Annotated in this window: 21 protein-coding genes and 1 pseudogene; 14 read left to right on the plus strand and 8 right to left on the minus strand. The window is 69.1% G+C overall.

What is annotated here, in order from left to right; translation table 11 throughout:
- Positions 1–4: 4 nt before the first annotated feature.
- The 4 genes from KY661_RS30615 to KY661_RS30630 form a co-directional block, all read right to left on the minus strand.
- Positions 5–535 carry a Wall-associated protein precursor gene (locus tag KY661_RS30615; RefSeq protein WP_225413566.1) on the minus strand — a complete coding sequence of 177 codons (531 nt, stop codon included), beginning with the start codon at positions 533–535 and terminating at the stop codon, positions 5–7.
- A gap of 30 nt (positions 536–565) precedes the next feature.
- Positions 566–2488, minus strand: a complete 1923-nt coding sequence (locus KY661_RS30620) for a potassium transporter Kup (protein WP_225413567.1) — start codon at positions 2486–2488, stop codon at positions 566–568.
- A 149-nt stretch (positions 2489–2637) separates the two neighbouring features.
- A complete protein-coding gene (locus KY661_RS30625; protein WP_225413568.1) occupies positions 2638–3081 on the minus strand; it encodes a group II truncated hemoglobin in 444 nt (147 codons plus the stop codon).
- 37 nt (positions 3082–3118) lie between these two features.
- Positions 3119–4009 (minus strand): 5'-3' exonuclease, encoded by an 891-nt coding sequence (locus KY661_RS30630; protein WP_225413569.1) that lies wholly within the window; start codon positions 4007–4009, stop codon positions 3119–3121.
- A 138-nt stretch (positions 4010–4147) separates the two neighbouring features.
- Here KY661_RS30630 and KY661_RS30635 point away from each other — a divergent pair, with 138 nt between their 5' ends.
- From KY661_RS30635 to KY661_RS30645, 3 genes are all read left to right on the plus strand, one after another.
- The gene (locus KY661_RS30635) at positions 4148–4510 is read left to right on the plus strand and encodes a DUF4398 domain-containing protein (protein WP_225413570.1); all 363 of its coding nucleotides are present in this window, start codon (positions 4148–4150) and stop codon (positions 4508–4510) included.
- An 18-nt stretch (positions 4511–4528) separates the two neighbouring features.
- The gene (locus KY661_RS30640) at positions 4529–5653 is read left to right on the plus strand and encodes an OmpA family protein (RefSeq protein ID WP_225413571.1); all 1125 of its coding nucleotides are present in this window, start codon (positions 4529–4531) and stop codon (positions 5651–5653) included.
- 70 nt (positions 5654–5723) lie between these two features.
- Positions 5724–6368 (plus strand): GNAT family N-acetyltransferase, encoded by a 645-nt coding sequence (locus KY661_RS30645; protein ID WP_225413572.1) that lies wholly within the window; start codon positions 5724–5726, stop codon positions 6366–6368.
- Positions 6369–6371: 3 nt separating this feature from the next.
- Here KY661_RS30645 and KY661_RS30650 read toward each other — a convergent pair whose 3' ends face one another.
- The gene (locus KY661_RS30650; protein WP_225413573.1) at positions 6372–7124 is read right to left on the minus strand and encodes a DUF1338 domain-containing protein; all 753 of its coding nucleotides are present in this window, start codon (positions 7122–7124) and stop codon (positions 6372–6374) included.
- Positions 7125–7315: 191 nt separating this feature from the next.
- On the opposite strand from KY661_RS30650, the gene KY661_RS30655 reads away from it, so the two are divergent.
- The 6 genes from KY661_RS30655 (at position 7316) to KY661_RS30680 (ending at position 12325) form a co-directional block, all read left to right on the plus strand.
- On the plus strand, positions 7316–7570 hold the full coding sequence (locus KY661_RS30655; protein ID WP_225413574.1) for a hypothetical protein: 255 nt from the start codon (positions 7316–7318) through the stop codon (positions 7568–7570).
- Positions 7571–7746: 176 nt separating this feature from the next.
- Positions 7747–8406 carry a TetR/AcrR family transcriptional regulator gene (locus KY661_RS30660; RefSeq protein WP_225413575.1) on the plus strand — a complete coding sequence of 220 codons (660 nt, stop codon included), beginning with the start codon at positions 7747–7749 and terminating at the stop codon, positions 8404–8406.
- Positions 8403–9203: a CoA transferase subunit A gene (locus tag KY661_RS30665; protein ID WP_225413576.1), complete on the plus strand. Its 801-nt coding sequence runs from the start codon at positions 8403–8405 to the stop codon at positions 9201–9203. Before KY661_RS30660 ends, KY661_RS30665 begins: the two co-directional genes overlap by 4 nt.
- Positions 9200–9940, plus strand: a complete 741-nt coding sequence (locus KY661_RS30670; protein ID WP_225413577.1) for a CoA-transferase subunit beta — start codon at positions 9200–9202, stop codon at positions 9938–9940. Before KY661_RS30665 ends, KY661_RS30670 begins: the two co-directional genes overlap by 4 nt.
- A gap of 31 nt (positions 9941–9971) precedes the next feature.
- Positions 9972–11012 (plus strand): alcohol dehydrogenase catalytic domain-containing protein, encoded by a 1041-nt coding sequence (locus KY661_RS30675; protein ID WP_093524571.1) that lies wholly within the window; start codon positions 9972–9974, stop codon positions 11010–11012.
- Positions 11013–11065: 53 nt separating this feature from the next.
- Positions 11066–12325 (plus strand): hydroxymethylglutaryl-CoA synthase family protein, encoded by a 1260-nt coding sequence (locus tag KY661_RS30680; protein ID WP_225413578.1) that lies wholly within the window; start codon positions 11066–11068, stop codon positions 12323–12325.
- A gap of 60 nt (positions 12326–12385) precedes the next feature.
- On the opposite strand, the gene KY661_RS30685 is transcribed toward KY661_RS30680, so the two are convergent.
- Positions 12386–14200 (minus strand): hypothetical protein, encoded by a 1815-nt coding sequence (locus tag KY661_RS30685; RefSeq protein WP_225413579.1) that lies wholly within the window; start codon positions 14198–14200, stop codon positions 12386–12388.
- 101 nt (positions 14201–14301) lie between these two features.
- Here KY661_RS30685 and KY661_RS30690 point away from each other — a divergent pair, with 101 nt between their 5' ends.
- From KY661_RS30690 to KY661_RS37815, 4 genes and pseudogenes are all read left to right on the plus strand, one after another.
- A complete protein-coding gene (locus tag KY661_RS30690; RefSeq protein WP_225413580.1) occupies positions 14302–14892 on the plus strand; it encodes a hypothetical protein in 591 nt (196 codons plus the stop codon).
- Positions 14889–16751 carry a sulfatase-like hydrolase/transferase gene (locus tag KY661_RS30695; RefSeq protein WP_225413581.1) on the plus strand — a complete coding sequence of 621 codons (1863 nt, stop codon included), beginning with the start codon at positions 14889–14891 and terminating at the stop codon, positions 16749–16751. The genes KY661_RS30690 and KY661_RS30695 overlap by 4 nt, the downstream gene beginning before the upstream one ends.
- The gene (locus tag KY661_RS30700) at positions 16748–18043 is read left to right on the plus strand and encodes an ATP-grasp domain-containing protein (RefSeq protein ID WP_225413582.1); all 1296 of its coding nucleotides are present in this window, start codon (positions 16748–16750) and stop codon (positions 18041–18043) included. The genes KY661_RS30695 and KY661_RS30700 overlap by 4 nt, the downstream gene beginning before the upstream one ends.
- A 397-nt stretch (positions 18044–18440) precedes the next feature.
- Positions 18441–18740, plus strand: a pseudogene (locus tag KY661_RS37815) (transposase); the annotation flags it as partial.
- Positions 18741–19049: 309 nt separating this feature from the next.
- Here the strand turns inward: KY661_RS37815 and KY661_RS30710 are convergent.
- Together KY661_RS30710 and KY661_RS30715 are read right to left on the minus strand one after the other, a co-directional pair.
- Complete coding sequence (locus KY661_RS30710; protein ID WP_225413583.1) at positions 19050–19520, minus strand: DUF3997 domain-containing protein; 471 nt, start codon at positions 19518–19520, stop codon at positions 19050–19052.
- A gap of 17 nt (positions 19521–19537) precedes the next feature.
- Positions 19538–20182 carry a hypothetical protein gene (locus KY661_RS30715; RefSeq protein WP_225413584.1) on the minus strand — a complete coding sequence of 215 codons (645 nt, stop codon included), beginning with the start codon at positions 20180–20182 and terminating at the stop codon, positions 19538–19540.
- A 428-nt stretch (positions 20183–20610) separates the two neighbouring features.
- Between KY661_RS30715 and KY661_RS30720 the strand changes: the two genes are divergently transcribed.
- The gene (locus tag KY661_RS30720) at positions 20611–21978 is read left to right on the plus strand and encodes a B12-binding domain-containing radical SAM protein (RefSeq protein WP_225413585.1); all 1368 of its coding nucleotides are present in this window, start codon (positions 20611–20613) and stop codon (positions 21976–21978) included.
- The last annotated feature ends 19 nt before the right edge of the window (positions 21979–21997 follow it).

The raw sequence follows: 21997 nt of genomic DNA on the forward strand, positions 1-21997 counted from the left end.
ACGCTCAGAAGCCATTTGGGAACCTCTCACGCATGTCCGGGCGGCTGTAGATCTCACGAAGACGCTGCTCGAATTGCTGCCGTGTCGCCCTCGTATTCTCCACGAGCCATTCAACAATCTCGCGATCTACAGCGCGGTGCCAGCTTTGGTAACCACAGTGCGCTTGCTCGTCCTTTGCCTTGGCGACGAACCGGCTATCCCGAGGCTTGTACAAACCTCGAAGGTTTGGGTGCCGGTCCAACTGCTTGGCGATGACACGGGAGATGACGTGGTGATTCTGGCCCTTGCAATCCGGGGGCTCCGGAGCACTGGCGGCAACCTCCGCTTCCGCGTTGGACGCCTGCGCGTCCCTCGACTCTTCCGCGGCTTTCAGTACCCGGTAGGCCCGCTCGGCCTCGGCCGCCTTCTTCGGATCCACCTGCCGAAGGGCCGCGCACGCACTCGCCATCCCTTGCTTGCACGAAGAGACCAGTGAGGTCTCCCCAGGCACTGCGGGGACCTGAGACGTCAGCAGCAGCAGGATCAACGCGAGCATTCACCGCCCCCTCGCAGGCACCGCTCGCCGCTACAGTTCCACCTGCGTACCCAGCTCCACCACGCGGTTGGGCGGAATGCGGAAGTAGGACGTGGCGCTGCGCGCGTTGCGGCTCATCCACGCGAAGAGCGCCTCGCGCCAGATCGCCATCCCCGGCTTCTTCGAGGGAATCAATGTCTCGCGTCCCAGGAAGAACGAGGTGCTCATCAGCTGGAACTGCAACCCCTGCTCCCGTCCCCGCTTGAGGATGTCCGGAATGCTCGGGTTCTCCATGAAGCCGTAGCGCGCAATCACTCGCACGAAGCCCTGCTCCAGCGGCTCCACCTCCACCCGCTCCGAGGGGGGCACGTGCGGCACCTCTTCCGAGAGGATGGTCAACAGCACCACCTGCTCGTGCAGCACCTTGTTGTGCTTCAGGTTGTGCAACAGCGCCGGCGGCGTGCCCTCGGGGTTGCCCGTCATGAACACCGCCGTGCCCTGCACCCGGTGCGGCGAATGGTCCCCGCTCAGGCTGTCCAGGAGCCCCTTCAGCTCCATGCTCGCCTCGCGCAGCTTGGCCGCCAGAATCTCCCGCCCGCGCTTCCACGTCGTCAGCAGCGTGAAGAGCAGCGCCGCCAGGAGCAGCGGGAACCAGCCCCCATCCGGAATCTTCACCGCGTTGGCGCAGAAGAACGACACATCCACCGCCAGGAACAGCCCCACCAGCGGCAGCGCCACCCGGCGCTTCCAGCCCCAGCGCTCCCGCGCCACCACGTACGCCAGCACCGTGGTGATGGTCGCCGTGCCCGCCACCGCGATGCCATACGCCGCCGCCAGCGCGCTGGAGGAGCGGAAGCCCAGCACCAGGCACACCACCCCGCCCAGCAGCAGGAAGTTCAGCCCCGGCAGGTAAATTTGCCCCATCTCCTCCGCCGAGGTGTGCACCACCTCCATGCGCGGGCAGTACCCCAGCTGCATCGCCTGCCGTGTCAGCGAGAAGACGCCCGAGATGAGCGCCTGCGAGGCGATGACCGCCGCCATCATCGCCAGCCCCACCAGCGGGTAGAGCGCCCACGAGGGCGCCAGCAGGTAGAACGGGTTGCGCGCCGCCTCCGGTGCCCGGAGGAGCAGCGCCCCCTGCCCCAGGTAGTTGAGCATCAGCGCCGGCAGCACCAGCGTGAACCACGCCATGCGGATGGGCTTGCGGCCGAAGTGCCCCATGTCCGCGTAGAGCGCCTCGCCGCCCGTCACCACCAGGAACACCGAGCCCAGCACCAGGAAACCGTGCGCCCCGTTGTGCAGGAAGAAGCGCACCCCGTGCACCGGCGACAGCGCCCCCAGCACCGCCAGGTTCTGCAGCAGCTCCTTCACGCCCAGCACCGCCAGCGTGACGAACCACAGCGTCATCACCGGCCCGAACAGGGCGCCAATGTCCGCCGTGCCCTTGCGCTGCAACACGAAGAGCCCCAGCAGGATGATGAGGCTGATGGGCAGCAGGTACGGCTGGAAGAGCGGCGTGGCCACGCTCAGGCCCTCCACCGCGCTCAGCACCGACATGGCCGGGGTGATGATGCCATCCCCATACAGCAGCGCCGCGCCGAACAGCCCCAGCGCCACCAGCACCGGCCGCGCCGGGTGCGGCGAGCGCACGCCCCGGGGCCGCTGCAGCACCAGCGCCATCAACGCCAGGATGCCGCCCTCGCCCCGGTTGTCCGCCCGCATCACGAACAGCAGGTACTTCATCGAGATGAGGAGGAACAACGACCAGAAGAGCAGCGAGAGCACCCCCATCACGTTCTCGGGCGTCGGGGCGATGCTGTGCGGCCCGCTGAAGCACTCTCGCAACGCGTACAGCGGACTCGTGCCGATGTCCCCGTAGACGATGCCCAGGGCCCCCAGGGCCAGCGTCGCCGTGCGTTTGAAGGTGTCCGGTGCCTCGGGAAGGGGCTCCGGCGCTGCTGTGGTCGCGTTCACCCACCCCGCTTTAGCCGAACCCACGCCCGGAGCAACCGGCAGACAGGCCAAAGCCCTCACATTCCAGCTTCAGCGGAATCCCGACCCCGCTTGTCCGTGAAATGGGGAACCTCTGGGGGCCTCGGCGCCCCATGGGCCCCCAGGAAAGCTCAGCCCTCGGTGTTGCGCAGGAAGTCGCCGGTGTGCTGGAAGCGCTCTTCCAGGAAGCGCCGCAGGCCCCCCGTCACGCCGCGCGCATCCATCGCCTTGCGCATGCAGCGCAGCCACGCATCGCGCATGGCGATGTCCACCGGCACGTGGCCATGGCGCATGCGCAGGCGCGGGTGGCCGTGGCGCTCCACGTAGTGCTGGGGGCCGCCCAGCCAGCCCACCAGGAACAGGCCGAAGCGCTCCCGCGTGCCCGCGTTCACCCGGCCGTGCGCATCGAGCGCGTGCAGCTTGGCGAGCGCCGGCTCGTCCGCGTCCATGGCGTCATAGAAGGCGCCCGCCAGCGCCATGACCTGCGCCTCGCCGCCGATGCGTTGGAAGGGGGTGTCCTCCAGCGAGGGAATCCAGTCGTCTTCGGTGGGGAGCGTCTTGAGCTGAGGAAGCATGGATGGTGTCAACCCGGCAGGAGCCGGGCGCATTCTCTCAGATGCCGCCCGTCTCCGCCCACCGTTTGGGACGGGCCTTGAGGGTGGTGAGCCCCAGCCGGTCGCACATCGCCTCGAAGGGGGCCCGGGGCACCCCCTTCCACGCGAGCGCCTCCAGGGACTCCTTCAGCGGCGCGTCCGTCACCAGCGTGGCGAGCCGGCGGTAGAGCAGGGCCTCCTCGCGGTGCTCCCGGAGCGTGGCCGCCAGCCGGTCCGCGCCGCGCGGGCGCACCGACCAGTCCGCCGCCTCGGCCGGGATGGCCTCCAGGTGGCCATAGGCCGTGAGCAACGCGGCGGCGCCCTTCCCGCCGAAGCCCGGCAGCCCGGGGATGCCGTCCGCGTCGTCCCCCACCAGCGCCAGCAGATCCGGCACGCTCGCCGGGGGCACGCCGAGCTTCGCGCGCACCCCTTCCGCGTCCAGTTCCTTCTCCTGGCGCCGGTCCACCTGCACCACGCGCTGGCCGCGCACGCACTGGCCCAGGTCCTTGTCCGGGGTGAGCAGCCGCACCTGCTCCACCTGATCCGCCCAGCGCGCCGCCGCGGTGGCGAGCGCGTCATCCGCCTCGTGGTCCTTCATGGACCAGGCGGTGACGCCCAGCGCGCGCACGGCCTCCTCGGCCAGGTCGAACTGCGCGAGCAGCTCCGGGGGCACGCCCTCCTCGGACTTGTAGCCCGCGAAGAGCGCGTTGCGGAACGAGCGGATGGGGTTGTCGAAGGCCACGGCCAGGTGCGTCACCGCCTCGGCCTTGTCGTGCAGGAGCGCGAGCAGCGAGGACATCAACCCCACGGTGGCCTTCACGTCCTGCCCATCCGGCGCCTCATGCCCCGGGCGGGGCGAGAAGTGCGCGCGAAACAGCTCATACGTTCCGTCAACCAGGTGCAGGCGCATGGGGGAGACCTTGGCAACCGGGCAGGCTGGAGAGCAAGCGTCCTCGCGCGAGGCGGGTTGCTGGCCTGTCCTTCCATCCCCACCTCATGGGCCATGGGGTGGCCCGGCATCCCGGGCGTTTTGCCCGGAGGGAAGACCATGCGCAACACGCTTCTGGCCGCGGTCCTGGCACTGGGCGCTTCGGCGTGTGCCACGGCCCAGGTGAAGTCCGAGGCCCCCACGGCCCGGCTGGCCGAGTCCACCGCGACGGTGCGCGCGGCGCGGGAGGCCGGGGCGGCCGGGGTGCCCGAGGCCGCCACCTACCTGGGGTTCGCCCAGCAGCAGGTGCTCCAGGCCGAGGCGCTGATGGCCCGGGGCGAGCACGAGGCGGCGGACCTTCAGTTGCGGCAGGCGGTGGCGGATGCGCGGCTGGCGTTCGCGCTGGCCCAGGCGGTGCCACTGGAAAACGAAGCGCGGCAACTGGCCGAACAGGCCGAGCGCCTGCGGCGCGGACTGCGCTGAAGCGAGGGGAGTCACGGCATGCAACGGTGGAAGCGATGGGTGTGGGGCTGTGCGGGGGCCGCCGGACTGATGTCGGGGTGCATGGCACACGGCCCGCCGCCACGGGAGCTCGTGGATGCCCGGACGGCCTACCAGCGCGTCTCGGTGAACCCCACGGTGCGCCAGCAGAGCGCGGAGCCGCTGACGGAGGCGTACCACGCGCTGCTCGCGGCCGAGCGCGAGTACGACCGCTCCAAGGACTCGGCGAAGACGCGCTCGCTGGCGTACGTGGCGCTGCGCAAGGCGCAGCTCGCGGAGACCCAGGCCAGCATCGCCGTGGCCCAGCACCAGCGGTCCGTGGCCGCCCAGGCGCTGCGGCAGACGCAGGAGGCGCAGCGCCGGCAGTCCCAGGCCCAGCTCGACGCGGCCCAGCAGCAGCTGCTGGAGGCCCGGCGGCTCCGGGATGAGGCGGCGCAGCTCGCCGAGGCGCGGCGCCTCCAGTCGCAGACCGCCCAGCTCCAGCAGGAGGCCCAGCGCCGCCAGGAGGAGATGGACCGGCTCGCCCAGGCCCAGCGCCAGCAGAGCGAGGCCTCCGCCCAATCCCAGCGCCTGGCCCAGGTGGAGCAGGAGCTGGAGGCGGAGCGGCGCGCGCGCGCCGAGGCCGAGGCCCGCGCCACCCAGGAGCGCGAGGCCCGGGCCCAGGCCGAGGCCCAGGCCGCCACGGCCCTGGAGAACCTCGCGCGCCAGGGCGAGGTGAAGGTGAGCGAGGACGCGCGCGGCACGGTGCTGACGCTCTCGGGCAGCGTGCTGTTCGCCTCGGGGGCCACGGACCTGCTGCCCTCCGCGCGAGACAGGCTCGTCGAGGTGGCCGAGGCCCTGAAGCCCACCGGCAACACCCTTACCATCGAGGGCCACACGGATGCCCAGGGCTCGGACCACACCAATGAAATGTTGTCCCTGCGCCGCGCGGAGCGCGTCCGGGACTTCCTCGTCACGCAGGGCGTGCCCGCCGGGCGCGTCGAGGTGCGCGGCATGGGCGAGTACCGCCCGGTGGCCAGCAACGGCACCGCCGAGGGGCGCGCCAACAACCGCCGCGTAGAAATCATCCTCCAGCGCGACGAGCCCACCGGCATCGGCGGCAGCGGTCCGGGGGTGCCACGCTGACCCCCACTTTCCGACATAACCGGAAAATCACGCTATCTCTCAAATTCTCTTTTCAGTTAGTCTCCGGGACATGGGTACGAATCGTCTCGTCCTGGAGGGGCCCCGGGGCTTCTCCCGCTCCGGCCCGGCCCATGAGTTCGGCCCGGTGGTGCTGGACACCGAGCGGCTGCGGCTCGTGATGCTGCCGCCGGATGCCGCCGGACGTGTGCTGGCCTACCACCAGGTGAACGAGAAGCACCTGGGCCCTGTCTCGCCCGCGCGCCCGCCCACGTTCTTCACGCTGATGTACTGGCGGACGCGGCTGGCGCAGGACCGGGAGGACTTCCGCAACGACATGGCGCTGCGGCTCTACCTGCTGCCGAAGGACGCGCCGGCGTCCACCGCCCCGGTGCTGGGCACGGTGAGCTTCACGAGCATCCGCCGCGGCCCCCTCCAGAACTGCGAGCTGGGGTACGGGCTGGACTTCCGGTACGAGGGCAAGGGGCTGATGACCGAGGCGCTCCGGGCCGCGTGCGCCTACGCCTTCGAGGCCCTGGGCCTGCACCGCATCCAGGCCACCCACCTGCCGGAGAACCTGCGCAGCGCGGCGGTGCTGCGCCGGCTGGGGTTCGCGGTGGACGGCTACGCGCGGGACTACCTGTTCATCAACGGGCGCTGGAGGGACCACATCCTCACCTCGCTCGTGGCCCCGCCCGCCACGTCCCCGGAGCCCTGAGCGTCAGCGGGCGCGCTGGGTCATCTCGAAGAGCGCGCGCGCCTGCGGCCCCAGGAAGCCGTCGAACCCGGCCGCGCGCTGGGCGATCTCGAAGTAGGCGTAGGGCCAGGCGCGCGGGCCCCCCTCCTGGAGCGCCACGCCGAGCGGCGCCGCGTGGGTGGCGGTCTGCCGCAGCACCCCGCCCCGCTCCCCCTCGATGGCCGCCTTCATCGGCACGCCCGCCTCCCGCATGCGCTGCTGCCACGCCTCCACGTCATCCACCGCGCCGGTGAAGTGGTTCACCTTGCGGCCGAACGCCAGCAGCCACGCGCCGTACTGGGACTCCTGCTCCAGCTCCAGCAGCGCGGCCTCCCGGGGCGGCGGCGGCGCCCCGAACCAGCCGGCCAGCGCCTCCACGTCCCCGGGCGGCGGCGGATCCTCGGGCAGCATGGCGAGCAGTTCCCGGGCGCGGGGCGACAGCTCCTCCGCCTTGAGCTCGGAGAGGAACACCCGGGGCAGCCCCTCCGGGTGGGCCATGTAGAGGGCGGACAGGTGCGTCTCCGGGAAGGTGTACTCCCCGGCGCGCTTCCAGCCCAGGCGCGCGAAAATCGCCTCGAAGCGGGCCATGCCTCCGCCCGGCCGGGCCAGGGAGCGGAAGGCCACGTGGTCATTCCGGAAGCTGCCGCCCGACAGCTCCACGAAGGTCCGCGCGAAGGGCACTTCGGCGGCGTAGCGGTTCCACAGCAACTCCAGGAGGCGCGAGGCGTCAGGGCTCATGGGGGTTGCAAAGACTGTCACAGCCCCAACGCCCACCGGCCACAAACTTCTGCCAGTGAGCCTCTCACCTACACAGGGGTCCAGAGGGGGGGGAGGGGGGGGCCTTGCGCGGCGGAGCCAATTGCTGGCTTATTCCGCCCTCGGTGAGGGACCGGATGCGCGGCCGACAGCGACGCACTTTAGATGATCTGTTGCGCGAAGCAGACCTTCGCGAGAACGATGGAATCTTCCTCAGGGCCACGGCCCTCTGGAAGTGGGCCCTGTGGCTCGAACCCAAGCGGACGGATCTCCACGAACGCCTGGCCAGTACCTACGAACGCATGGACCTGCGCATCGAAGCGCGGGAGCACCTGCGCAAGGCCGCCTCGCACTACACCATCATGGGCGATGTGGACCGGCTGGTGCGCACCATGGAGCGCCTCCAGGTGCTCTCCCCGGGCAAGTAACCCGCCCCTCGCCGCCCGCCCCGCCGCGGGCGGCTGATCCCCGCTTCTCCCCCCGCCAGCCCCTGTCTTGTCCTCGATTCACCGCGCGCCTGCGGTGTTGACCTTGTGCGTCAGCCTGTGTTACCGACCGGTCGGTAGGTCAATTCCGGCCGGGCCGCTCAGGTGGAGGACAATTCATGACACCCGTGGGACGCAAGCCGGATGACGGGGAGCGGTACCGGTTCATCCTGGAGACGGCCGCGCGGCTCATCTGCGAGCGCAGCTACGAGGGCACCTCCATGCAGGAGATCGCCGCGGCGTGCCGGATGACGAAGGCGGGGCTCTACCACCACATCCAGAACAAGGAGCAGCTGCTCTTCGCCATCATGAACTACGGCATGGACCTGTTCGAGGAGCAGGTCCTGGCAAAGGTGCGCGACATCGCGGACCCGGTGGAGCGGCTGCGCTCGTGCATGCGGCGCAACATCGAGCTGGTGACGCAAGGGGTGAGCAAGGAGGTCATCATCATCCTGCACGAGCACGCCACGCTCACGGGCGAGGCGCGCGAGTACATCGACGGGCGCAAGAAGCGCTACGTGCGCTTCATCGAGGACGCGTTCGCCGAGGCGGTGAAGGCCGGCCGCTTCCGCCCCATGGACCCCACCATCGTGGCCTTCTCGTTCCTGGGCATGGTGCTGTGGGTCTACAAGTGGTTCAAGCCGGACGGCCGGCTGACCGAGCAGCAGATCTCCGACGGCATGGTGGATCTGTTCTTCGTGGGGCTCGCGCCCGCGGGCACGGCGGCCCCGGGACTGTCGCTGCTCCCCCCCCCCGCTCCGAAAGAGGAGGCATCATGAAAACCCACGGCTGGCGGCCCCTGGCCGAGGCGGTTGCATCCATTCCGGACGGCGCGTGGCTCGCCCCCGGCGGCTTCATGCTCGGCCGGGCGCCCATGGCGCTGGTGCTGGAGCTGATCGCCCAGCAGCGCCGGGGCCTGCGCGTCCTGTCGCTGCCCAACCCCCTGCCCGCCGAGTTCCTCGTGGCCGGCGGGTGCCTGGCCCACGTGGAGCTGCCCTTCGGCGCGCTCAACCTGGAGGGCCGGGTGCGCCCCATGCCCTGCCTCAAGCGCGCCATCGAGCAGAACCGCCTGTCCTGGCGCGAGCACGATGGGTACCGCGTGGTGCAGCGGCTGCGCGCTGCGGCCATGGGGCTGCCGTTCCTGCCCGCCCCGGACACGGACGTGTCGGCGCTGGCCTCGGCCGAGCCCCCGCGCACGGTGGTGGACCCCTTCACCGGCCAGAGCCTCCCCGTCGAGCAGGCCTTCTACCCGGACGTGGCGCTGGTGCACGCGCAGGCCGCGGACGAGCGCGGCAACCTCTTCATCGAGGACCCCACCACGGACCTGCTCGTGGCGGGCGCCGCGCGCCGGGTCATCGCCACCGCCGAGACGCGCGTGCCCAAGCTGTCGCGCGTCACCGTGCCCGGCTTCCAGGTGGAGAGCGTGTCGCTTGTCCCGCGCGGCGCGCTGCCCACCGGGTGCCTGGGCCTGTACCCGCATGATGACGCCGCGCTCGCGCGCTACCTGGAGCTGGCGGAGGCCGGCCGCGAAGCCGAGTTCCTCGATGGCCTGCTGGCCGCCCGGAGGGCCGCATGAGCACCCCTGTTGAAGCCACCCCCGCCGAGACGGTCGTCGCCCTGCTCGCGCGCGAAATCGAGGATGGCGCCGTGGTCGCCACGGGCGTCGCCTCGCCCCTGGCCATCCTCGCCATCGCCGTGGCGCGCGCCACCCACGCGCCCCGCCTCACGTACCTGGCGTGCGTGGGCGCGTTGGATCCGGACCTGCCCACGCTGTTGCCCTCCTCGGAGGACCTGGGCTACCTGCTCGGGCGCTCGGCGGAGGTCACCATCGCGGACCTCTTCGACCACTCCCGGCGCGGCCGGGTGGACACCGTCTTCTTCGGCGCGGCCGAGGTGGATGCCCGGGGCCGCACGAACATGACGGCCGCGGGCAGCCTGGAGCGCCCCCGGGTGAAGTTCCCCGGCGTGGCCGGCGCCGCCACGCTCCGCCAGTGGGTGCGCAGGCCCGTCTTGATTGTCCCCCGGCAGTCGCGCCGCAACCTCGTGCCCGAGGTGCAGGTGGCCACCACGCAGGATCCGCGCCGCCCAGTGCGCCTCATCTCGGACCTGGGCGTCTTCGAGCTGGGCGCGGAAGGGGCGCGCCTGCACGCCCGCCACGCCTGGGCCACCCCCGCGGGCATCTCCGAGCGCACCGGCTTCAGCTTCTCGGTGGCCTCGCCGCTGCCCGTCACCCCTCCGCCGGATGCGCGCACGCTGGAGGCCATCCGCACCATCGATTCTCACGGCTTCCGCGACCAGCTCGTCGGGGCCTGACACCGCACCCCAACCCAGGGAGTCATCAGGAATGAAGGCTGTCGTTCTTCGAGAGTTTGGCGCCGCGAGCAACCTGCGGATGGAGAGCGTGCCCATGCCCCGTCCCGGCCGGGGCGAGCTGCTCGTCCGGGTGCGCGCCTGCGGGGTGTGCTACCACGACGTCATCAACCGCCGGGGCAACCTGCCGCGCACGCACGTGCCCGCCATCCTCGGCCACGAGGCGGCCGGCGAGGTGGTGGAAGTGGGCCCCGACACCCCGGGCTGGAAGGTGGGAGACCGGGTGGCCACGCTCCAGCGCATGTCCTGCGGGGACTGCGCGCTGTGCCGCACCGGCCGCAACAGCCTGTGCCGCAAGGACAACCGCTTCTTCGGCGAGGAGCTGCCCGGCGGCTACGCGCAGTACCTCGTGGCCCCCGTGCTCGGCGTGGGCCGGGTGCCGGAGAACATGCCCTGGGAGGTGGCCGCCACCGCGTGCTGCACCACCGGCACCGCGGTGCACACCGTGCGCACCCGCGGCCGGGTGCAGCCGGGCGAGACGGTGCTCATCACCGGCGCCAGCGGCGGCGTGGGGCTGTCCGCGGTGCAGCTGTGCAAAGCGGACGGGGCGCGCGTCATCGCCGTCACCTCCGGCGAGGCCAAGGCCCAGGCGCTGCACGAGGCCGGCGCCGCCGAGGTCATCATCTCCCGCGGACTCGACTTCGCCGCCGAGGTGCGCAAGCGCACCGGGGGCGAGGGCGTGAACATGGCCGTGGAAATCGTCGGCAGCGCCACCTTCGACCAGACGCTCAAGTCGCTGGCCCCCGGGGGCCGCCTGGTGGTGGTGGGCAACCTCGAGTCCGGCGTGGTCAACCTCAACCCCGGCCTCGTCATCGTGAAGGAGCTGGAAATCATCGGCGCCTACGCCACCACGAGCGCCGAGCTGGATGACGCGCTGAAGCTCACCGCCGCCGGCACCGTGCGCCCCTTCGTCTCCGAGGCCGTGCCCCTGGCCGACGCCGGCCGGGCCCACTTCCGCCTGGAAAACCGGGAAATCGCGGGACGCCTGGTTCTGATCCCCCCCGATTTACAGTGAAGTCAGATTAGATTACTATGACTGGACAGTCTCCGCCAGGAAGAGAACAGACGATGAAGAAACAGGTTGGAATCGAAGCGTTGGCCATCGCCGTCCCCCGCCGCTACGTGGACATCGAGGAGCTGGCGCGCGCCCGTGGGGTGGATCCTGCCAAGTACACCGCGGGGCTGGGCGCCAAGGAGATGGCGGTCGCGGACCCGGGCGAGGATGCGGTGGCGCTGGCGGCGTCGGCCGCGGCCCGGCTGATGCGCACCCACGCGGTGGACCCGGCCAAGCTGGGCATGCTGGTGGTGGGCACCGAGACGGGCGTGGACCACTCCAAGCCGGTGGCCTCCCACGTCCAGGGGCTCCTGAAGCTGCCCAGCAGCATGCGCGTGTATGACTCGCAGCACGCCTGCTACGGCGGCACCGCGGGCCTGATGGCGGCGGTGGAGTGGATTGCCTCGGGCGCGGCCGGCGGCCGCTCGGCGATGGTCATCTGCTCGGACATCGCCCGGTACGGGCTCAACACGCCCGGCGAGCCCACGCAGGGTGGCGGCGCGGTGGCGCTGCTCGTCTCCGAGCAGCCGGACCTGCTCGCCGTGGACGTGGGGCTCAACGGCGCGTGCAGCATGGACGTGTACGACTTCTGGCGCCCCATCGGCCGCCGCGAGGCGGTGGTGGACGGGCACTACTCCATCAAGTGCTACACGGACGCGCTCTCGGGGGCGTACCGCAACTGGCGCGAGCGGGCGCTGGCGCACGAGGTGGTGCGCTGGGGCGCGACGATGCCCGGCGAGCAGCTCGCGCGCATCCTCTACCACGTGCCGTTCTGCAAGATGGCGCGCAAGGCGCACACCCAGCTGCGGCTGTGCGACATCGAGGACGCGCCCAACGCCCCGGCCTCCACGCCCGAGGGGCGCGAGGAGCTGGCCAAGTCGAGCGCGAGCTACAACGCCCAGGTGGCCAGCTCGCTGGACCTGAACGCGCGCGTGGGCAACGTGTACACCGCCTCGCTGTACCTGGCGCTCGCGGGCCTGCTGAACACGGAGGGCGCGGCGCTCGCGGGCCAGCGCGTGGGCCTGCTGTCCTACGGCAGCGGCTGCGCCTCGGAGTTCTACTCCGGCGTGGTGGGCGACAAGGCGGCGAAGCGCATGGCGACCACCAACGTGGAGGCGGTCATGGCCAAGCGCGAGCGCGTCTCGGTGGCGGAGTACGAGCGCATCATGAACCTGTCCTACGAGACCCCCGAGCCCCTGCCGCCCCAGGCGGGCGAGTTCCGGCTCTCGGAGATCCGCGACCACAAGCGCCTCTACACCCAGGGCCCAGCCTAACGGTTTCACCCCGGGGCCCAGAGGCGCAGCGTTCGCCTCTGGGCCGTGGGTTCGCAGGGCCTACTTCTGCGGCGAGACGCCCTGGGTGCACTGGCGCAGGAGCTGCTCGGCGCCGAGCCGGTTGATGAGGTTGGAGAGGTTCTCCAGGGAGGCCTTGTCCACCTGCTCGTCGGCCTTGGGCACATCCAGCACGAGCCGCCGCTCCCGGGGCGCCACGCCCCCCTCCACCACCGGGAAGTCCAGGCGGGCCAAGAGCTCGCAGGGCTCCGTCACGAGTCCCCCCGAAGGCGGCTTCACCGTCTGCGTGGAGCGCAGGGACAGCGTGTACTGCTGCGTCACCTCGTCCCGGCTGACGCGGGCCTCCACGGGCACATCGCGCCCGCCGGGGCACTTCAGCACATCGGCCTGCACGGCCATCTCCCGCTGCCGGTCGATGGGGTTGCCCACGTCGTTGAGATCAAACGGCACCTCCCACTTCCAGCGCACCAGCGCCCCCGAGGGCTCGGGCGTGGGCACCAGCGAGGCGAACCGGGGCGTCCACTGGGGGTTGGGGTTCGACTGGAACTGGAGGTTCTCCGGGGTGAAGGACAGCGCCACGCGCTCCCCGCCCACGGTGATGGCCAAATCACTCGTGAGGGTGTAGCGAATGGCGGGCGGGCCGGAGGCGACGATGAAGCTGTTCTTCGGCATGCCCCGGACGACGAAGGTGCACTGCGGCACGCCCTGGGTGGTGTTCACCGAGGGCAGCCCCAGCACCGAGGGCAGGCCGTCGTAGAGCGCCGGGGTGACGCCGCTCACCTCCCAGCGCGCCAGACACATCGTGGAGGGAATCCCCGCCAGGGTGAAGCGGTGCTCGTGCACCTTGCCGCTGGTGAGCCGCTCGGGCGGCTCCAGCCCCGTGGGCGTGTAGAGGGTGCGGAACGCGGCCTGGATGGCCTTGGGGTCCTCCAGGGGCCGGAACGCGCTCTCATTCAAGGAAGGGATGAGCGTCTTGAAGCTCTCCTCGCTGTACTCGCTGCTGCCCTCGTAGCGCGAGGCCGAGGAGAGCCGGCCCGAGAGGACGCCCGTGCCCCCGCCCACGCTCGCGTCGATGCTGAGCTTCGTGCCGGTGGTCTGCGCCGCCGCGCCGAGCAGCACCGCGCCCTTGAAGGCCTTGAGCACATAGGCGGGGCCCGAGAGCAGCTCCGGCGAGCGCCGGTAGCGCTCCCACAGGAGCATCCGCGCGTAGACGGAGCGCGCGCCGCCGCCGTCCAGCATGTCCGCGAAGGGGGACTCGAAGAAGCCGGTGGCGAGGCTCGCGCGGCCTCCGGAGCTGAGCTGGGCATCAAGCGCCGACTGCACCGAGGCGAGCGGCAGGGAGATGCCGCCCCCGGAGTTGGCGCTCACGTACGTGGCACACGACTGCCGATAAAGGATGGCGTCGATGCCGGGCGTGCTGCGCGGAAGAATGTCGAAGGCCAGCTCCTCGGTGACGACGTCCTGCTCGGTGAGCAGGTGCTGCTCATTGAGGAGGGGCACGCCGGCGCGGGGCGCGGACGCATGGGCCATGTACGCCTGCCGCTCGTCCTCGGTGAACGGGTAGAGGAACAGGAGCGAGGAGTGCCAGGCCTGGGTGATGGGAATCACGTCCAGTTCCTGCTGGGTCATCGCGAAGTTGTTGGGCAGGAAGTTCCGGCCCTCGTAGTCCCCGGGCTTCACCTTCTCACTCGAGGGCACGACGCGGCACTGCTGCACCAACGTCTTGAAGCGGTGATTCAGGTGCTCTCCCATGGACCCCTGCACGTAGGTGACCTTCCGGAAGTGCTTGTCCATGAACCCACAGCCGCTGGCGCACAGCGCGCCCAGCAGGCTTACAGCCGCGACGTATCCCCTCACGTGGCCCTCCGATCGAGATGTTCCTCTCGGCTCACTGAAACACACCCGCATCGTTTCTCCCAAGGCTGACACTCCTGGGCGGCGCGCTGCTGGGTTGTGCCTTGGACGTTCCCACATACACTGCCGCCGTGCAGACCCCCGGCCATGCGGTCCTCAACCTCGCGCTCCTGAGCGGCGGGGCCTCCTCCGCGCTCGTGCTGCCCATCGTCGCGGGCGCCGTGGCGCCGGACGTGCCCATCGTGGTGCTCTACCTGCGCGAGAAGTACCTCCGGGGCCTGCCCGATGAGCGCATCTGGAGCGAGAGCTACCAGCGCCCCTTCTGGCTCAACCTGATCCACGGCGCCCACTCCATCCCGCTGACGCTCCTGGGCGCGCTCGTCTTCTGGGCCCTGGGGCTCCCCGCCCTGGCGGCCTTCTTCGCCAGCGCGCTGCTGCACGCGCTGGGCGACTTGCCCGTCCACGCCCAGGATGCGCACCGCCACTTCCTGCCGTTCAGCCACTACCGCTTCATCAGCCCGCTGTCCTACTGGGACGTGCGCCACCACGCCCGTATCGTGGCCCTCGTCGAGGCGCTCCTGGTCATCGGGGCCGCGGGGGTGCTGGGGGCCGGCGCCTCGGCGGTGGGCCGGACGGTGCTCGCCGCCGTGGCGGTCTGGTACCTGGTCAATTACTGGAAGAACTTTCTGAGATGACACCGCTGCTGGCCACCTTCGCGGGACGCTGGGTGGAGCTGGCCGCGGCGGCCGCCGCCCTGGCCGTGCTGGTGAAGGCGGTGAAGTACCGTGACTTCACCGGCAGCGCCGCGCTGGGACGCGATGACCTGGGGTGGGTGGCGCTGCTGGGCTTGGGGCTCTCGGGCCTGGCCCTGCTCGGCCCGGTGGGGTGCGTGCTTGGGGTCCTGGCCGGAACGCTGCTGGTTTCCGCGCTCTGGCTGGATGCCGTGCTCTTCCGCATCTTCACCATCGAGCTGGGGCCGGGCGGGGTCGGCAGCGTCATCCTCTCGGTGCTCTACCGGGAGCTGGCCGAGCTGGCCTTCGCCCGCCGGTTCTTCTCCGCGCACCGGCTCTTCGCCGCGCTGCCGTTGGCCGCGCTGGTGCTCCTGGGGGCGGTGCTGTTCACGCCCCCCGGTGCCCTCCGGCTGGCCGCCATGGCCCTGCCCACCGCCTGGCTGCTGCTGTGCGCCACCTTCAGCGTGCCCCCGCGGGCGCGCCAGCAGCTCTTCGCCGCCAGTGCCGCCCTCGTGGCCTCCGCTGGGGTGGAATGGCTCCTCCCCCACGCCGCCTGGGCGCTGGCCGCCGTACCGCTGGGCATGATGGGCTGGGCGTGGCTTCCGCCGTCGCGCCGCGCCGCCCCGGATGCCCTCCGCCACTTCGTCATCGAGCGGGCCTGGCCCGATCCCCCGGACTTCCAGCCCCGGCCGGAGCATGCGCCGCTCCTGGCGCAGACACCTCGCGCACCCCGCGCGAGCGAGGGGCACGGCCTGCTCCGGGGGTGTGACGTGGTGCTCTTCACCTTCGAGTCCGTGGGCCGGGCGCACCTCTCCGCCCTCACGCCGGGAGGGGCACCGGCGGCCTTCTTCGAGCGGCTGCTGCCAGGAGCGCTCCGCTCCCGCCATCACGCGTGCGTGTCTCCCACCACCAACAACGCCCACGCCGCGCTCTACACCAGTGGGTACGGCGCCGGGGCCTCGGCCTGCCTGGACGCGCTGCGGAAGGCGGGGTACCGCACGGCCTACCTCTCCACGGCCCACACGGGGGACTACGGCCTGCGGCCCATCCTGGACGCGGCGGGCTTCGAGCACGTCATCGACCGTGACGCGCTGGCCCCGCCGGGGGGCCCCACGCCGCCGGATCAGCTCCTGCTCTCGGCGGGGATGGACCGTCTGCAAGAAGCGCTGCGAGGCCACCGGCCCTTCTTCCTCCACGTGCATGCCACCCACACCCATGTGCCCTACCGGGTGGCCGAGCCCGAACGCTTCCACCGCTTCGACATGCGCGAGGACCGGGGCCGGTTCTTCAACGGCATCGAGGAGAGCGATTGGCTCTTCGGCGCCCTGCTGGAGGAACTGCGGCGGCGGGGGCTCACCGAGGACCCCTTGGTGGTGATCAGCAGCGACCATGGGCAGGCCTTCGGGGGCCTGGGCTACCAGTCCCATGGCAGCGCGGTGACGCGGGAGGAGCTGGACGTCCCCTTGCTGTTCCACCACGGGCGGCTGCCCGCGCGAGAGGCCGCCTGCTCCTCGCACTTCGACGTGCTCCCCACCGTGCTGGATTTGGTGGGAGTTCAAACCGAAACGCCCCTCTTCGGGGGCTCTCTGATGTTGGAGGACAAACGGCCTGAGCTGCTGGTGTGGGCGGGGCACCCGTCGCGCCGGACCACGTCCCACGCGGGCTTGCTGCTGGCGGAAGAGAAGTGGATGGTGGACCTGGCGCTGGACCGCTGCCTGCGCATGGACTGGCGGGACGAGCACGTGGAAGAGCTGAGCGGCGCCGAGAAGGACTACGTGCAGGCCCTGGTCTTCCGGCTGATGCGCTTGCGAGGTGTCACGTGACCGCTGTCTCCCCGCTGTCTCCCGCGAGGCCCCGGGTGCTCGTGCTCTGCCCAGGGCCGTGGGACAAGCAAGCCCTGGGGGCCCGCTTCGACGCCCGCTACGAGCTGCTCTACGCCGGCGAGGAGCTCATTGAGACGCCCTCGCTGTGGGACGGCGTGCGCTTCAACGTCTTCCGCTGGGTGGATCAGACGGTGAAGGCCTGGAGGGGCCAGGGGCTCGCGGGGGTGGTGGGCACCGGGGACTACCCGGGCTGCATGCTGGCGTCGCTGGTGGGGGAGCAACTCGGGCTGCCGGTGCCGCCCCCGGCGGCCGTGGTGCAGTTGAGCCACAAGTATTACAGCCGCCGCATCCAGCAGAAGCTGGTGCCGGAGGCCACGCCCGGCTTCGAGCCGTTGGATCCATTCGGAGGCCCACCGAAGCTCCAGCAGCTCGGGTATCCGCTGTTCATCAAGCCCGTGAAGGGCACCATGTCCATCCGGGCCCAGCGGGTCCACAACGCGGGAGAGTTCCGCCAGGCGGTACACTTCTCGTGGCGCGAGCGGATGACGAAGCACCTGCTGCTGCGCCCCTTCCAGCACCTGCTGGAGCGGTACACGGATGGCAAGGTCCCCGCCTGGCACTTCATCGGCGAGACGCTGCTGGAGGGCACGCAGGTGACGGTGGACGGCTTCGTCGAGCGGGGCCGGGCGGTGGTGATGGGCATCGTGGACTCGGTGATGTACCCGGGGACCATCAGCTTCCAGCGCTTCGAGTCCCCCTCGGGGCTGCCGGGCCCGGTGCAGGAGCACATGCGCCAGGTGGCGGTGCGCCTGATGGAGGGCAGCGGCTTCAACCACGCGTGCTTCAACATCGAGATGTTCTACGACCCGGCGCAGGACCGGGTGTCCGTCATCGAGGTGAACCCGCGGATGTCCTACCAGTTCGCGGACCTCTACGAGCGCCTGGCGGGCATGAACACCTACGAGGCGCAGCTCGCGCTGGCGGTGGGGCAGCCCGTGCCGTGGCGCGCGGCCTCCGGCCAGGCGGGGGCCGCGGCGAGCTTCGTCCTCCGGCGCTTCAGCGATGCGCGCGTGGAGCAGGTGCCCTCAGCGGAGGAGATCGCCCAGGTGAAGGAGCGCTTTCCCGGCACCATCATCCAGGTGCTGTGCGCCCCGGGGGAGCGGCTCTCGGACCACGACCAGGACGTGGGCAGCTACCGCTACGGCATCATCAACCTCGGAGCGCCCAGCCGCGACGAGCTCTTCGAGCGCTACCAGCAGGTGGAGCGGATGCTCACCTTCCGCTTCAGCTGAAGAGACTATGTCAGTAGCGCACTCACTCGTGAATGAGGCCGCTGGTGCGCTGGGAGAATCGCGAGGACACCTTCTAGCCATGGTTCACCTTGGGCTTGCCCCGATTGGGTGGCTCTCCCGCACTTTGTGTGGAGCCAGCCCGAGCCACTGGCCGAGGCAGCAAGCTGCCGTTGAAGCGGTTACAATCGAGGATGACATCGTTGTATTCGATACCGGGCTGCCACGTGGAGCGAGCGGCACGCAGCGGCCCAGCTCAAGCCGTAAGGTCCCGTTTCCCCCCACAACAGCCACGTTCGGCACCCCATCGACCTGCCATCCGCAGAGTGCTCAGTTCAGCGCAAGCTGAGGGTACGCCGCTTCTACTGCCGCAATCCCGGAAGCCCATCGCGTGGTCGACGTGCGGCCTGACCGTTCGGCATCCACAGTGAGTCAATGGCTCCAGCGGCATCGCGGAGTCCAAGTCATCACCCGGGACCGCTCCAGCGAGTATGCACGGGCAGCCCAAGCAGGCGCCCCCCAAGCCCAGCAGGTCGCAGACCGCTGGCACCTGCTGCTCAATGGACGGCACATGGTGGAGCGCTGGCTCACAGGTGCGCACGCGCGCCTCCGGGCGCTGCCTTGCGTGCCGAAGTCGCCCGCTGCACCGAGGCCCCGTCGTTCCAGCTTCCCAAGGACGCGCAGCGAGATGAGCGCGGGTGAAGAGAGCCGGGCACGCCGCCTGGCCACGCACCAAGAGGTGCGCCGCCGCCACCTGGCCGGGGAGCCTCTGCTGACCAAGCACGCCAACACATCCAGAGCGAACGTCCTGCGCAGCAGCCCGGCCCAGTCCAAACGGGGGGTGCGCTCCTTCCTCGGCCCCCACCGTCGCGGCAAAGGCGGGGCTCTCCTCTTCCAACCCCGGCTCCACCCCCGCTTGAGGGAGCTGCTGCGCCGCATTGGCCACTGCCCGCTTTGTCAGGGCCCCGCGCTCAGCCTCGCGGGCCCTCTCGCATCTGACCGAGTAGTACTACTCAAGGTCTTCAAAAACCAAGGTGAAGTCCAAGCCACTTGGAACGGCTTGCGCCGAGCGCTCGGCGCTAAACTGAGCCGCTGTCAAAGGACCATATACCTCTCCATTGGAGACACGCAGGATGTAGAAGTTCGCCGCGTGAGTGCCCTTGCGAGGACCAGCACCAAGTTGATGCTGCTTGGCAATGATGAAGTCATTGTTCCACCCCACCGCAAAAACCGTCTCGCCCACAACGCCGACGGCATTTCCTCCTGGCAACATTCGGCTGATGTTCATCTGCTCACGGACATCCACGGCAAGCAGGATGTAATCTCCCGCGAGTTCCTTTTTGTACTCCCACCCATGTACGAGGCTGGACACAAGGAGAATGGCGACGAGGAGCCCACCGAGTCCGACGAGGAGCCCACCGAGCCATTTGACGATGCTGATAGAACCTGAGGTGGACGCCGGTGACTCCAAGCGCTTCATCAACGCATCCCTATTGACTAAAGATATTCTTCGAACCGGTTCACGTCGATGGGTTCGTCCCAGGAAATAATCTGCGTGATGTTCCCCATGAACGTTGGGATGCTCCCGTTGCCCCGTTCATAATTTTTGACGAATGGTATGTGATACAGGAACGAATGGATGGACGTGACGTTCGTACAAACGATTTCCATTTGCGTTGCCCGCCGCTCAGGATAGATCTCTACTTTATAATTCCCAATAAATTGCTCAACAGCGTCATCCCAAGCACGAATGGGACCCATGACTGGGTTGAATCCTGCGCTATAATTCGTCAATGGGTTGTGAACCAGCAAGCCAGGTGACTTTTTATAAAGTTTAGCCCGCTCCTTATAGAAATAGCTTTTAGCCTCCTTCACACCGTATGCATCCTGCATGCGCACCGCCATGACACTGCGAGAACCAAACTCGCGAGTTTGTGGCCCGACGCCAAACAGGAATTCAAGAAACAGTCCGGAGATGACCGTGGTAGCGACGCCTGAAGCGACCATCTGTTGCGTTTCGCGGGTCAGCACCGACTTCGACACCTCAAAACCAGCGATGATGCTGCCTTTGACAATGCGATCCTCGTTCTCATGAAGGGCTCGCTTGAGTCCTTTGAGAGCATGCATCTTGATGAGCCTCAAGATCCAATCGACCAGGGGGTTGCTTTCTGTTGGGCTTACTCCCATGCTGGAAAACCTCCGCGCTCTGCCTCTACAATCATCCTACTCGGTTGAGCATGAGCATAGGAAGGACAGGAGCCCTATTGGGCGTAGCGAGCGGGAGCAGAGCGGGAGGTGAGGGACGCTGATGGGTAGCCCATGAGCCACACCGACAACTCTGTTCCACTCGGAGCGGGAGCAGGGCGCGCAGGATGCTGACGCAGCGTCTCCAGTTCGACAGGCCGCTCCCTCTCTTCCTCTCACACGGGGACGGCGATCAGCTACCCTAGATGCAACGTCGCAGAAGCGCCTTGTCCTGGAGAATCTACTGAATTTTCCAGTTCCACACTCGTCGGAAGCGGCAGGAAGTTGTCGGCGCCGTTGAGCGTTTCGAGCAAACCCGGGGGCACATGTCCGCGCATGTCGTCGAGGTCATTCCTGTTTCTCCTTGGTCTCGGCGAGTCATCTTGGTGTCTATCGATTGGACCCGAGAAAAGGACCCTCGCCTTCCGCTAGGGCACGCCTCCATCGTTGCCGCACTGCTGAAGGCGAAAGTGGATGTGCGAGCGTTCTCTTTCGCCATCAACCTCGCTGGTTTCAACGAAGCGCACATCCTTCGGAACATCCTCGACAGTGCCCAGGGGTGCCAGCCGGAGCAGGTGGACGTGGGCCTTGGCGTCTATGTGTGGAACGACCCTGTGGTGAAGAGGCTTCTGGTGGCGCTCCGACGGAACGGCTTCCGAGGGCGCATCATCCTCGGAGGGCCACAGATTTCTTACGCGGGAGCGGGCCTTGAGCAGCTCTATCCCGAGGCGGATGCGTTCGTCCGGGGGTATGGCGAGGAGGCCATGGTGGCACTCGCCTCCTCGGCCGAGCGCATCCGGTTCATGGGAGTCCACTGGGCAGGGCAGGTGGATTCCGGTCTCCAAGCCCAAGCGCAGCTGGAGACGCTAGCCTCCCCCTTCCTCGGTAGCGTGATCAACCTTTCCGGGGAGCAACGGTTCATTCGGTGGGAGACGCAGCGCGGATGTCCCTTCCGCTGCTCGTTCTGCCAGCATCGGGAAGCGGGCAGCCGGCTGCGACGCCGGGACATTCCCCTGGCGCGGCTGGAGCGCGAGATAGAACTGTTTGTCCGCTCGGGAGTGAGCGATATCGCCGTGTTGGATCCGCTCTTCAACCTGGGGGATCACTCTCTGGCGGTGCTGAAGACATTTAGGAGGCTCGGTTACGGTGGGCGGCTGTCGGTGCAGTGCCACTTCTCGACGCTGGATGACGAGTTCCTCGACGCTTGCGAAGGGCTCGACATGCGGCTCGAATTTGGTCTTCAGACCATCCACGAGCGGGAGGCTCGGGCGGTGGAGCGGGTGAATCACCTAGAGAAGGTGGTGGAAGGCATCCGCAAGCTCCATGAGCGCAGCATCACCTTCGAGGTCTCCATCATCTTCGGTCTCCCCGAGCAGACGTTGGATTCCTTCCAGAGGACGGTCGACTTCTGCCTGCGGCAGCGGGTGCCAGTACTCAAGGCGTTTCCTCTCATGTTGTTGCGAGGGACCGCTCTGGAGCGAGAGCGGACACGGTGGGGACTTGAGGAGAGCAGCGAGCCCATCCCCAGCGTCATCCGCAGCCACACATTTGACGAGCAGGAGTGGCGACGGATGGAGGAGATCGCGGCAGCACTTCGCCGGACAGAGGGCAAGCATCCTGCTTGTGTCGAAGCTTTGGAGGAATCGATGGTCTCCTCCCCGGACACTGCTGGCTGGTGGTCGCCTGCTGCGTAGGCGCGATTCCCCCTGACAG

The sequence above is a fragment of the Allostigmatella hybrida genome, assembly GCF_020103775.1.
Lineage (GTDB): Bacteria > Myxococcota > Myxococcia > Myxococcales > Myxococcaceae > Hyalangium > Hyalangium aurantiaca.